General features: G+C 44.3%; 9 protein-coding genes. 3 read left to right on the forward strand and 6 right to left on the reverse strand.

The genetic code is table 11. The features are described 5' to 3' along the window. Positions 1–68: 68 nt before the first annotated feature. The 6 genes from mfd to IH597_11460 form a co-directional block, all read right to left on the reverse strand. Complete coding sequence (gene mfd, locus IH597_11435) at positions 69–3,422, reverse strand: transcription-repair coupling factor (GenBank protein MBE0663065.1); 3,354 nt, start codon at positions 3,420–3,422, stop codon at positions 69–71. 341 nt (positions 3,423–3,763) lie between these two features. Next, positions 3,764–5,248, reverse strand: a complete 1,485-nt coding sequence (locus tag IH597_11440; protein ID MBE0663066.1) for a TolC family protein — start codon at positions 5,246–5,248, stop codon at positions 3,764–3,766. A gap of 284 nt (positions 5,249–5,532) precedes the next feature. Next, positions 5,533–6,876, reverse strand: a complete 1,344-nt coding sequence (locus tag IH597_11445) for an ABC transporter permease (protein MBE0663067.1) — start codon at positions 6,874–6,876, stop codon at positions 5,533–5,535. 3 nt (positions 6,877–6,879) lie between these two features. Continuing rightward, complete coding sequence (locus tag IH597_11450; protein ID MBE0663068.1) at positions 6,880–8,121, reverse strand: HlyD family secretion protein; 1,242 nt, start codon at positions 8,119–8,121, stop codon at positions 6,880–6,882. Between the two features lie 118 nt (positions 8,122–8,239). After that, positions 8,240–8,806, reverse strand: coding sequence for a hypothetical protein (locus IH597_11455; protein ID MBE0663069.1), 567 nt, complete (start codon positions 8,804–8,806; stop codon positions 8,240–8,242). A gap of 130 nt (positions 8,807–8,936) precedes the next feature. After that, on the reverse strand, positions 8,937–10,196 hold the full coding sequence (locus IH597_11460) for an arginine deiminase (protein MBE0663070.1): 1,260 nt from the start codon (positions 10,194–10,196) through the stop codon (positions 8,937–8,939). Positions 10,197–10,656: 460 nt separating this feature from the next. Here IH597_11460 and IH597_11465 point away from each other — a divergent pair, with 460 nt between their 5' ends. Genes IH597_11465 through IH597_11475 form a run of 3 tightly spaced genes read left to right on the forward strand, consistent with a single transcriptional unit; the run spans position 10,657 to position 13,344 of the window. After that, complete coding sequence (locus tag IH597_11465) at positions 10,657–11,742, forward strand: HlyC/CorC family transporter (GenBank protein MBE0663071.1); 1,086 nt, start codon at positions 10,657–10,659, stop codon at positions 11,740–11,742. Positions 11,743–11,794: 52 nt separating this feature from the next. Then, on the forward strand, positions 11,795–12,568 hold the full coding sequence (locus IH597_11470; GenBank protein MBE0663072.1) for a class I SAM-dependent methyltransferase: 774 nt from the start codon (positions 11,795–11,797) through the stop codon (positions 12,566–12,568). Further along, on the forward strand, positions 12,565–13,344 hold the full coding sequence (locus tag IH597_11475) for a class I SAM-dependent methyltransferase (GenBank protein ID MBE0663073.1): 780 nt from the start codon (positions 12,565–12,567) through the stop codon (positions 13,342–13,344). Before IH597_11470 ends, IH597_11475 begins: the two co-directional genes overlap by 4 nt. Positions 13,345–13,426: the final 82 nt, after the last annotated feature.

Consider the following 13,426-nt stretch of genomic DNA (forward strand, 5'->3'; position numbering starts at 1 on the left):
AGGGGATTTAGTGGCAAAACGACTGTTCGGAATAGCTCAATTGTTGCAAACTACACCATATTGTGTTTTTAATTTAAAAAACTCCGAACCATTCCGAGCCAGTAGAGTGCAGCATCCACATCTTTCACTTCTTTGAAGGTGAGGCGAAGGCGATTATCACTTTCTTTCAGGCGGCAGGCTTTGGGATTCGATTGCACAAACCCTATTACCTGTGCGAACCTTTCGCTTTGAAAATAACCTGATTCAGGATCGCTGAGAAAATAGCAGGTAAGCAAATCATTTTTCAACACAATTTTCTCAAACCCTATATCCCGGGCCAGCCAACGCAACCGAATTGTATTGATCAGGCCATCTGTTTCGGGTGGAACGGAGCCAAAACGGTCAATCAGTTTTTCGCGAAACGCTAGCAGTTCTTCTTCCTTTTCAATGCCATCAAGTTCTTTGTAAAGGCTCAAACGTTCTATCGTGTTGGTGATATACTCCGAGGGAATAAGAATTTCCAGGTCGGTTTCAATCTGGCATTCTTTCACGTATTTTTCTCTGGCCGGCCTGGCAAATACGTCGCTAAACTCACTTTCCTTCAGTTCGGTTATGGCTTCGTCGAGGATGCGCTGATACATTTCGAAACCTATTTCTGAAATAAAACCGCTTTGCTCGGCCCCAAGAATATTGCCGGCTCCACGGATATCAAGATCGCGCATGGCGATATTCAGCCCTGAACCTATGTCAGAAAATTCCTCGATGGCACGCAGTCGTTTCCGGGCTTCATCAGTAAGCACCGATGCCGGCGGTGCCAGCAGATAGCAAAATGCTTTTTTATTAGTACGCCCAACGCGTCCGCGCAACTGGTGTAAATCGCTCAGCCCATAGTGATGCGCATCATTGATAAAAATGGTGTTCACATTTGAAATATCAAGCCCTGATTCAATAATAGTCGTAGAAACCAACACATCATAGCGGCCTTCAATAAAATCGAGCATTATTTTTTCAAGTTTCGATCCGTCCAGTTGCCCGTGTGCAATTGCGATCCTCGCATCGGGAACGATGCGCTGGATGGTTCCAGCAATGTCCATGATGTTCTGAACGCGATTGTTCACAAAAAACACCTGTCCGCCACGCGACAATTCATACTGGATTCCATCGCGGATCAGTTCTTCGTTCCATGGCCTGATTTCGGTTTGGACCGGGTAGCGGTTGGGCGGCGGTGTGTTGATGATGCTCAGGTCGCGGGCGCCCATCATCGAAAATTGCAAGGTGCGCGGAATGGGCGTTGCGGTCAATGTGAGGGTGTCAACATTGACTTTGAGTTCGCGCAATCGTTCTTTTGCTGAAACACCAAACTTCTGTTCTTCATCAATAATAAGCAGGCCAAGGTCTTTGAATTCCAAATCCTTGCTCAGCAGGCGGTGGGTTCCAATAAGAATATCAATTTTGCCTTCTTTGAGCGCCTGCAAGGTCTTTTTTTGCTGAGCTGCACTTTTGAAACGGTTCAGGTAATCAATTGTACACGGAAAACTCTCCAGCCGCTCGCTGAATGTATGGTAATGTTGCAACGCCAATATTGTGGTCGGAACCAAAATGGCTACCTGCTTGGAATCAGCAACTGCTTTAAACGCGGCCCGCACGGCTATTTCCGTTTTCCCGAACCCAACATCGCCGCACACCAGTCTGTCCATTGGCGATGACGATTCCATATCCACTTTTACGTCGTTGGTGGTTTTCACCTGGTCCGGCGTGTCCTCGTAAATAAATGAAGCCTCAAGTTCATGCTGCATATAGGTGTCGGGTGTATATGCGAACCCATTGGCTGCCTTGCGCTGGGCATATAATTTTATCAACTCGCGGGCAATATCCTTAACCCTTTTCTTGGTGCGGCTTTTCAGGTTTTTCCAGGCATTGGAACCCAAACGGTCGAGGGTGGGAACCGTGCCGTCTTTGCCAATATACTTCGAGATGCGGTGCAATGAATGGATAGAAATGTACAGCAGGTCGCTGTCTTTATAAATCAGCCGGATAGCTTCCTGCTGCCTGCCGTTTACATCAATCAGTTCAAGGCCATCGAAACGGCCAACACCGTGGTCAATATGGGTGACAAAATCGCCTGGTTTCAGGTCGTAGATTTCCTTGAGGGTAAATGCCTGCCGGCTGGCAAAGCCATCACGCAGACGGAATTTATGGTAGCGGTCGAAAATCTGGTGATCGGTATAACAAAGCAGCTTCAGGTCATCATCAATGAAGCCTTCGTGCAATGCGATGTTCACCGGTTCAAAAGGGCTGTCTTCAATGTTCCGGTTCTTAAGCAAATCATCGAAGATCAACTGAATGCGTTCAATCTGTTTGGTGTTGGCGGCAAGGATGAGAGTCTGGTAACCTTGCCTGGCGTTGTCTTCAAGATTTTCGAGCAGCATATCGAAGTTCTTGTTGAACGAAGGCTGTGGCCGGGTTCGGAAAACAAATTGTTCTGCATCCTTAAAATGCGATCCCGAACCTGCTTCAATCACGGGCGATTGAAGCATATCGTCAAGAAACTCAGTTTTGGAGCAGAACAGTTTCGACGGCTCCAAATGTTTCAGTTCACCGCTCAGGTTCTTAAAACTCTGAACTGACTTTTCAAATTCTTTTTCAATCTTAACCAGCGCCAGTTCCGTTTCTTCGATCCAGACAACCGGGTTTCCAGGGATGAATCTGAAAAAACTGCCACGCTTTTCATGGATCAGCCTATCCTGAACATTGGGAATGAGCGTTACATGCTCAAGCTTGTCAATTGACAACTGCGAGGACGGATTAAACGAACGGATGGATTCAACCGCTTCGGTTCCGAACTCAATGCGGTAAGGATAATCGTTTGAATAGGAATAAACATCGAGTAACCCACCGCGAATGGCAAACTGTCCGGGTTCCACCACAAAATCAACCCGCTCGAAATTATACTCCAGGAGGAGATCGGCTACAAAATCCATATCTACAGATTCACTGGCTTTCAGGCGGAACGTGTTCTTTTTCAGGTAGGCCTGGCTGATTACTTTCTCGCTGAGGGCTTCAGGATAAGTAACAACAATGGTTGGTCTGCGCGAATTGCCAAGGCGTTTCAGCACCTCGGTGCGCAACAACACATTGGAGTTATCGGTTTTTTCGGGTTCGTAAGGGCGACGGTAAGAAGTTGGAAAGAATAGCACATGCTTTTTATGAAATGGCAATTCCTGCTCATTGAGAATGCTTTCAAGGTCGTTGAGAAAATAAGCGGCCTTTTCCTTATCGCTGATGATGGCGATGAAGTTGGTTTTTTGTTTTTCGAAAAGTGCAGCCAGCGCCAACGCCCTAGCAGAGCCGATGATCCCTTTGATCTGGAAACGCTTACGGCCAACAGTTAAACTTTCAGCTATTAACTCCACTTCAGGATGAGAAATATAGCACAGTAAAATTCCTTCTGGTTTCAAGATTTTTTAATTGAAGGGCGCAAAGTTACTATATTTCTCTCCGTCAAAGAAAAGCCCTTCGGGAATGAGTTGGCAGTTAGCAATTTGCAGTTGGCAATCAAATACATCACTCCATTATAGTTAATTGCAACTGCATCACTTAATCACAATACAAAAAAATAACCCATTTACCGATAGGATCGCTATTCACCGTTTATCGATAGGATCGTTTGGAGCGATGCTATCGGAGTTCCCTGCGATGCTATGGCTTCAAGCCATGGTATCGCTAACGCCGGTTTACCGATAGGATCGCTTGGAGCGATACTATCGGATTCGGGAAAAGCAAACTACAACTCCTCAACAAACTCCAGCTTCCGGTTCGTTAAAAAGTCATAATGCGTTAGTTTCCTCAATTCGTAGTAATTACGCCAATAGCTGTGGAGTGCAGCAATATAACCCAGTGCAGCGTTGTCTTTTTCGGTTTGGGCGAGGTTAAGTTCAATGATCCCGATTTTCCCGATCCGATATCGCTGAACGGTTACATCGTAGCGTTTCAATGCAACAGTATCGCTTCGGGCGGCGATGATGAGCTGATTTTGCTGCATGTTAAACTGCCTCACCTTGAGGTTCACTTCCTGGTCGAAATCAATTTGTTCCTGCTCTACAGATGTTTTCACAAGTTCCTGGCTCGATTCGGCCATTTTAATTTTGCCTTTGGCCAGACCCCAGTCGAGGATAGGAACCTGAATCCCCAACACCACCTGTTGCTGGTCCTGGGGGTTGATGTATGCATTCCTGAAATCATCGGCACTTTGGGTCAGACCATAAACCGCAAACAGGTTAGCGTTGAAACGACTGCCGAGGCGGGCCTCGCTCACATCGCTTGCGGCTTCAATCAGGCGGCGTTCAAAACCAAGGGCATCGGCCCGGCTGTGTCGTGCATGGTTAATGGCACGCTCCGGCTCAATCAAAACCGTTGAGGTTTCGTAAGGGGGAACAAGATCAATGGTTATGCTTTCGGGTAAACGCAGAAAGGATTTCAGGTTAAATTCCCTGGTTTCAAGATCGAGGTAGGAGTTTTCAAGAGCGGCTTCTGAGTTAAGCAGGTTGAGTTCAGTTTGCAGCAATTCATTTTCTGCGATGGTTCCCATATTGAACCGGCCCTGTGCAATCTGATACAGTGTATCGTTATTGGCTCGGTTAAGCAATTGGATTTGATTGCGGATCTGGGCCTGCAATAAATCAAAAAAGTAATTGATGGTAGTGATGGCCACCTGTTCCACGTCTTCAACATATCGGCGTTGGGCTTCGTTATAACGGATTGGCTCAATCATGCGGCTCCACCGGAAAGGGTTGTGTGCAAACAAGGGTTGCCGGAATCCGATATTGAGCGGTGTGCTGAGCCAGGAGGTAACTGTGGAATCAGAAAAAATATCAATCCGCTGCAAGCTCGTATTCATAAAAACCTGTCCACCTGTAAAGCCCACATTTTTACTCAACGAAAGGTTCACATCTGAACTCATATAACTTCTTTCGCGGAAAGCTTCGCTGCCATCGGGCTGTGTGATAGGACTGATGGAACGGTTGAGTTCGGGCAACGTTGCATCCAGGCTTAGCATAGGCATAAAGCCGGCTTCATAGGTCCGGAACTGCCAGTAACTGCTACGGTAGCGGTGCCGGGCTATCAAAGCTTCGGGCGATTGCTGTGTAGCAATCTCAATAGCATTCTGCAATGTGAGCCTGAGACCGTCTGATTGTTGTGCTTTTGCGTGAGGCACATCTACGAAGATAAGAGCAAGAGTGAGTGGGATCAAGGAAAATGTCTTTATCATAGAAGTATTTGCTTGTTAATGTCTTTACATGATTATATGGAGTGATGGAGTAAAGGAGTGTTGGAGTAATGGTACAATGTAGCTTTGTCTTTGTCATAGTAGTTTTTTCATTTTAAAACAGAATCTGGTTTAATTGGAGTAGAGTGGTGCCTACTTCTACTCGGGTAGTTATCTTTCCTTTTCCATTACTCCAACACTCCATTACTCCACTTAATTTATACCAATCAGACAGATCGATCGGACTAATTTACCAATTGACTAATTGACCAATCAACCCCAGTATTCTACTCATACCTCAACGATGCCAGCGGATCTTGTTCCGATGCTTTCTTGGCCGGCATATATCCGAACGCAATACCCACTGTGGCAGCTACGCCAAAGGATATGATTATCGAAAAAGGTGAAACAATGGTGAGAATCCCGGTAAATTCAGTGATCAGCTTGGCCAGCGTAATTCCCAATATGATTCCGATAAGTCCGCCTGCAAGGCTGATCATTGTAGCTTCGGAAAGGAACTGGAAGACAATATCCGCTTTCCGCGCGCCGGTAGCCATGCGGATCCCGATTTCGCGGATGCGCTCCATTACTGACGCCAACATAATATTCATGATCCCGATGCCGCCTACCAGCAAGCTGATCCCGGCAATGGCTCCCAATACAATATTGAAAATATCCTTGGTACGTTGTTCCTGTTTCAATAGTAGTTCCGGAACACGGATCTCAAAATCATCCACACCCTGGTGGCGACGTTCCAGCATGCGGCGCAACACCTCACTGGTAGGTGTAAGTTGCGAACTTTCATGTACCTGCACAACGATGCGATCCAATTGGTTGCCTTCAGTACCATCACCGCCGCTTCTGTAGGATACGGCTCCGCCATCAAAGAAAAACATGCTGCCGCCACCGCCAACTGAAGCCGAGGTAACAAGCGAGCGGTCGCGGAAACGAAGTAAAGCCGTTTGCAATGGCACGTAAACACTGTTGTTATAATCGCTGATGCCAAGGTCCTGGCTCGATTCAGGATCGGCAGCACGGTTCTCAAGCACGCCAACAACCCTCATCCAGATATGGCCGCATTTTATGTACTCACCAATAGGATCTTTATGCGGGAAAAATCTGGTTTTAATCTCCGAACCAATCACTGCAACCGGACTCGTTTCTTCAACATGGGTTTCGGTAAAAAACACACCTTTTTCAAGTGCGAGGTTAAAGATGTGAAAAAAATCGGGTGTTACGCCACTCAGCTTCGACATGCTCCGCAAACCATCTTTGATAACCGGAACATCAAACACCACCTCAGAACTCACCCTGGATACTGAGGGGATGATTTCGGCAATGCCTTGTGCATCTTCAAGCGTTAGACCCGGTGAAAACCTGCGAACGATGTTCTGGTTTTCTTCCTCCTCTTTCTGGGCATCCTCAACAGGGCGCGGCAAGACGATGATGTTGTTAACACCCACCAGTTTGATCTGCTCCAGTATTTCCTGTTGTGCGCCGGCGCCAATGGCCATCATAGCAATCACCGCTGCCACCCCGAAAATAATCCCAAGCGCAGTTAAAATGGATCTGAACCGGTTCGCAAAAACCGCTTCCAGGGCTATTTGAAAATTATAAGCGTTGCGTTCCACCGTTTACTGCAAGTTAATGAGTTTCCACGAGTCGCTTTTGGCCGGAGGGGTCAGGAAAACCATGTCGCCTTCTGCCAAACCCTCTGTCACCACAATTTCATTTTCATTGCTGCGACCCAATCGCACCTGCTGTTTTATCTGCTTTCCGGCGCGGTAAACAAACGAAATGGTGTCCTGGGTATGAACACTCTCAAGCGGAATATAAACGGCTTCCGGGATTACATCTGTGATTATTGTGTTCTTGGTAGTCATAGCCGGACGAAGAATGGTATCGCTTTCATTCACCACAATCCTAACCTCAAAAACCTTGGCATTGCTGTTACGAAGCTGTTCACCAATATTTGCCACTTCGGTAACCTCGCCTGAGTATTTTCTGTCAGGGAAAGCATCAACGCCTATTTCCACTTTCTGGCCAACGCGCACCTTGCTGATGTCAATTTCATTTACGTAAGTTTTTGTAATCATTTCGGTAAGGTTTGGCAGCGAAGCAACCACATTGTCCCATCCAATCTGGAGGGTAGATCCTATTCCTTGTTTGGTACCATCCCAGCTACGTTTGTGAATGACCATGCCCGACTTTGGGGCAAAAACAGTGAATTTTTTGAGAATTTCGCTTATTTGTTGATAACGCCGTTCCGACTGTTGTAACGAAGCGGCTACTTCCTGCATATTGGCTTTGGCTTTCTCGTCTTTGAGCTGGTAGTTATTCTGAGCCTGCTCGTAAGCGCGTTGCCCTTTTTCGAGGTCAATCTGAATTTGCCTGATGGTTGCAGGCGGTTCGTACATGCTTTGATCGAAACGAAGTTGCAGTTCTTCGAGGTTATAACGTAGATTGATCAGTTCTTCCCTGGCGCTACGCATTTCCATGGAAGTATCCAGGCGGGTTTTGGTAAACTGCGAATGTAGTTTTTCAAGTTCGGTTTCAATGTCTTTCATCTGGTTCATGAGGTCCGAACGATCTAGTTCTGCAACATAAGCACCTGAATCCACCACCGTTCCATCGGCAATAATATCATTGATCTTCACCTGCCAGATCCTGAATTCCCGCAAGCCTGAGGGCCCGCTGATGTCTTCCGAACTTTTGGCTTCAAGCTCACCGGATGTTACAACGAGTACTTTAAACTCGCCAAACTTTGCAGGCACAGTGATGGATTGCTCCGAGCCATCGCTTCTGCCTAAAAAATACCATAAGGCAATGATGACAAGAACCAAGGCGCCCAGTGTAATGTAAATGCTTTTTTTCATTGATGGCAGTGGTTTTGGATTATGGATTGTATCTAAACGATGGTTAGGGGGTGGTTATTTTGTGATGCTGTGATACAGTATTGCTGTGATGCTGTATTAATGTGTTTGGGTGATCGAATTATAGGCTGAGTTGTGTCTGTTCATTTCTTAGCTTTATGCATGGTGTTTTGTTAATGTAAAGCGTGTCCAATTTAATACTAAAAACCAAAATTGGCTGGGAGCCAATTATAGTCAGCCCGTTGTTACGATTTAACTCCGTTAAAAAGGTCTGTTCTAAAAAGTTGTCGTGTTTAGGTATTTTCAAATAAACATAGTCGTGTCTTAAACACCACATCCCGATAGCTGTCGTGTCAGTTGTCCAAGAGTAAACACCACCAGTGTTGTTCTCATGTATTAAAATCACAGAACTGTCAATTAAGTAAAGTTGTCCTGTTTGAAGTAGTTGAAGTGTAGTCGAGCTAAATCCACCAGTAACATTATCTGGGCTAAAAAATATTAAGTCTGTGAGCTTTTCATTACAATCACCGTCTGAAAAGAATAGATCGTTCATTTCTAAGCTATCAAGTCGCATAGCATCTGGTCTCAGACAGTTTGTAAAGTTGCACTTATCATTTGTCCACCATCCAAGTCCGAATGAAATAATCGCAACTAATGTAACAAATCCTATTTGTTTTAAGTCTCTCAAAATGTAGTAATTAAGAGGCTGTCTAACATAGAGACTAACTACTGAATTTATCTTTGAATTTTGGTCTTTTGGATTTGGATCTTGGGTTTTGGAATTTGGGACTTGGAATTTGGGACTTAGGACTTGGAGCTTATTCCACCAGTTTCCTGCTCACCGGCATCGTCATACACCTGGCACCGCCACCGCCACGAGGTAGTTCAGATCCTTCAATGGTGATCAGACAGCGTTTGTATTGATCCGGATCAATCTTCCCATCCAGGATTTCAGTAGCTTTTATAATCTCAAATCCGCTGTTGCTAAGCGCTTCAGCAGTATTTACATTGCGTGCATAGCCGATAATTTTTCCGGGTGCGACCGCAAAGAAATTAGCGCCGCTGTGCCATTGTTCCCTTTCCTGCAGCCAGCGGTCGTTGGGGCCGCCACATAAAACTGGTTTCATATCCATGCCCAGCTTGCGAAGGCCTGCCGGCAGGTTTTCTACTTCCCGGATGGTTTTCACTTCACCAGCTTCGGCATAGATATGCACGGTCATATACTTATTCATTTTCATGATCACAGGATCATAGATCATGCAAACATCGCGGTCGAGCAGGGTGAATATCATATCGAGATGAATAAACGACTCCGGCGCATAGGGCAATTCCTGCACCAGGATATGTTGCTTCTCGTTCTTCGCGTTCAGATGCTTAAGAATATAATCAATGCCTTGTGGTGTGGTACGCGAACCAATGCCGCAAATAAGAATGTCTTCGCGGGCCACAATTACATCGCCGCCTTCAATGGCAATGCCGGTATCGGCACCTTTATGAACTGCCGGATTGATTGTTTTGGTGCTGAACAAGGGGTGGAAATCAAAAATTGCTTCCATGATCATGGTTTCGCGCAACCGCACCGACGAAGCCATGGATCCAATAAAAACATTATCGTAAATAGAAATAGCGCCATCGCGGGTAAAAAAGAAATTATGCAAAGGTTTCAGTGAGAACCTCTCTTTGCTTAAGAAATTCGTTAGCGTATTCTTTTGAAGTGGAACCCCTTCAATCAGCGATTGCGAGAGCTGCTCCTCATCCATTTCCACTAGTGCGGGCGAAATGCAGCCTGCTTCTTCGTTTTTGCAAATCTTAAGAACAAGGCTCTCTTTGACCTTTTCATTTTTCAGAATATCGCGCAGCAAATCCCTGACTTCGAGGGTACGGGTAAAATGCTGCAATACGCCTTTGAACTGGTTATACTCTTCAATGGCAACGTTCAGGTTCAGAATATCGCTATAGAGTGCACGCTCAGCGTTTTCGGGAGTCATGTTTTCCACCTCAGCGCCGGGGGTGTGAATCACCACGGCTTCAAGTTCGCCAATTTCGGAATAAATTTGGGTTGGTATTTTTTCCTGCATAATGCTTGATCAATCAGTAAGCATGCAAATGTAGGAAATATTTGCCGGAGAGAAAGGGGGCCTGAAGATACTCAGATATAGGCCATGGAAATAACATTAATTTAATGCTTATCCCTTTCAAAACACCTTATGCCGGGATTCATTAACAATGTATTTTAAAATTATAACTTTTAAAACCTTAAGCCCACACCGGAAAGCCACAAATTACTGATTTTTAGCGTTTATAGCCCCTAACCACTATAGGGAAAACGCTAAAATTCATCAATTTGTGAAAGTCCTCGCCACGGCGAGGATTTAGGGGTATATTGACTTTTCGGAGTAGACTTAACCTTAATTGTATCCAACCCTATTGTGCATGTTTCTTGCGTTTACACTTTTCTCCAAATGGCTGGACTGCATCGTGCATATCAACTATATGATATGCAAAAAGGCAGAATGTCATATCTTTGTCAAAAAAACAATGGTAACGCTTCTCGCCTATTTATTCCTGGCATTAGTTATTTCATTCTTATGTTCAATAATGGAAGCTGTGCTGCTTTCAACACCTCAATCCTTTTTAATAGTTAATAAGGAAGCCGGGCACCCCTGGGCAAAACAATTTTCAGAATTAAAAGTCAACATTGACAAACCCCTTTCTGCCATCCTTTCACTGAATACTGTTGCCCACACTATCGGAGCAGCTGGTGTGGGAGCCCAGGCGATCAAGGTTTTTGGTGATGCCTATTTTGGAATTGTGTCGGCCATTTTAACAATACTGATTCTTGTTTTAACTGAGATAATTCCTAAAACCATTGGCGCCAAGTATTGGAGGAGTTTGACAAAGAGTGCAGCATATATAATCAGGGGAATGGTCATTATCACCTATCCATTGGTAATGATATCGCTGGTGATCACAAAACTGATATCAAAAAACTCAACAGAGCATGTTACCAGCAGGGAAGAAATTGCAGCATTGACCAATATAGGAGCCAGCGAAGGTGTTTTCTCAGAAAAAGAACATCGGATCATCCAAAATTTACTGAAACTTAAAAATGTAAGAGTTACTGAAATAATGACCCCCAGGGTGGTTGTGGCTGTTGCCGATGAAAATCTTCCGCTTAAGGATTTTCTTGAAGATAAAGATTATCTGAAATTTTCACGCATTCCTGTGTTTAAAGACTCTGAGGAAAATATCACAGGCTATGTTTTCAGACAAACTGTTTTTGAAAAGCTTGCTGAAGGTCAGCATGAGCTGAAACTCAAAGATATCAAACGGGAAATAGTGATTGTTCCTAATTCCATTGTGTTGTTTTCGCTTTGGGAAAAACTGCTTGAGAAAAAAGAGCACATAGCCCTGATTGTTGATGAATATGGTGGCCTCGATGGAGTTGTAACCATGGAAGATATCATCGAAACATTCCTGGGCCTCGAAATTGTTGATGAAAAAGACACCATCCCCGATATGCAGGTTTATGCCCGCGAAAGATGGAACACACGACAAGCCAAATATAATGCCCTGGATCAACTGGGTAAAAAAGGTAATCCGGATACCGGATCAGGCCAATAACTTATTTTGATCCACGATATTTTGTAAACTCCCCACTTGAAAAACCACGCTAATGAAAGAGAAAAAATGGTATGAATTGTTGTTCGAAAACTATGGGCTTGAATATGATAACGAGCCCTTTACAAAAGGCACAATGGGTGAATGCGATTTTATTGAACAAGAATTAGAGTTCGATAAAACATTAAAAATTATTGATATCGGATGCGGTACTGGCAGGCATTCCATTGAACTCGCTAAAAGAGGTTATTCATTAACTGGAATTGATTTAGCTGAGTCATTGCTTGAAAGGGCGAGACAAAAAGCAAAGGAAGTCAATGTGCAAATCGAGTTCTTAAAGCATGATGCCCGTGCATTGCCATTTGAAAGCCAGTTTGATGTTGCCATCATGCTGTGTGAAGGAAGTTTTCCATTAATGGAAACCGATGAAATGAACTTCGGGATATTGAAGAATGTTGCCAAAGCGCTGAAGCCAAAGGCAAAGTTTATATTTACCACGCTCAACGGTTTGTTCCCGCTTTACCACTCCATCAACGATTTTCATGAATCAAATAATGAGAAGGTGGGGGCAAAATACAAAAGCGAATCTTTTGACCTCATGACCTTCAGGGATTACAATAAAACAACATTTATAGATGATCACAGAATAACGCATAGCGTTGAATGCAATGAACGTTATTATATTCCCCCAGAGATTACATGGATGCTCAAAACACTTGACTTTCAGAAAATTGACATTTATGGCGCCAAACTCGGCGCTTTTTCAAGAAACGATATACTGACAACAGAAGATTTTGAAATGCTTGTAATCGCTGAAAAGCAAGCATGAAATCCCTTGAAGAAAGTGTAGTAGCAGCACTGGATGGTTCAGACATAGAGCTGTACCCCTTTTTGCCATACATACTTCAGGATATTTGGGAAATAGGTACCGACCCTGATGTTGTCATTGCATTAATCGCCAAATACTTCAGCAACTATAACGATTTAGAAATCCTTGACCTAGGTTGCGGAAAAGGAGCAGTTTCAGTGAAGCTGGCTCAGCGTTTTCATTGCAGTTGCCGGGGAATTGATGCTATGAGCGACTTTATTCAGACCGCAAAAGAAAAGGCGAAAGAATTTGGATATGAGAGCTACTGCACTTTTGAAGTTGGGGATATCAGAAAAAGTTTAACCCATTTGCCTGAGTTCGACGTCATCATTCTTGGTGCCATTGGCCCTGTTTTAGGTGATTACAAGGAAACCTTGACTACTTTAAGCAAGCATCTAAAGGCCGGTGGAGTTTTTATCATTGATGATGCCTACATTGAAAACTCGAGTGATTTCACTTCTCCACACATGCTGAAGTATGATGAATTAATCATGCAGATCGAAAGCGCTGGAATATGTTTGGTTGAAAACCGGGTGGTCAGCAATCAGGAAGTTATTGAGTCTGATGATTTGATTTTAAGTTCAATTAAACAAAGATGCCGCGAATTGGCTGAAAAGCATCCTGAGAAAAAACATATTTTTGAAGATTATATAGCTGTTCAGGAGTTTGAAAGCGATGTAAATGCAAATAAAGCAGTTTGCACTACGCTGGTCATAAAGAAGAACCTGGATCGCTAAACCTGTTATTCGCTGGAAAATCAATTAGCTCTATTTCTTCACGCAAAATGACCAACAGCCACTACTCATCATAAAAAAATCG

The sequence above is a fragment of the Bacteroidales bacterium genome (assembly GCA_014860575.1).
Classification (GTDB): Bacteria; Bacteroidota; Bacteroidia; order Bacteroidales; family JAAYJT01; genus JAAYJT01.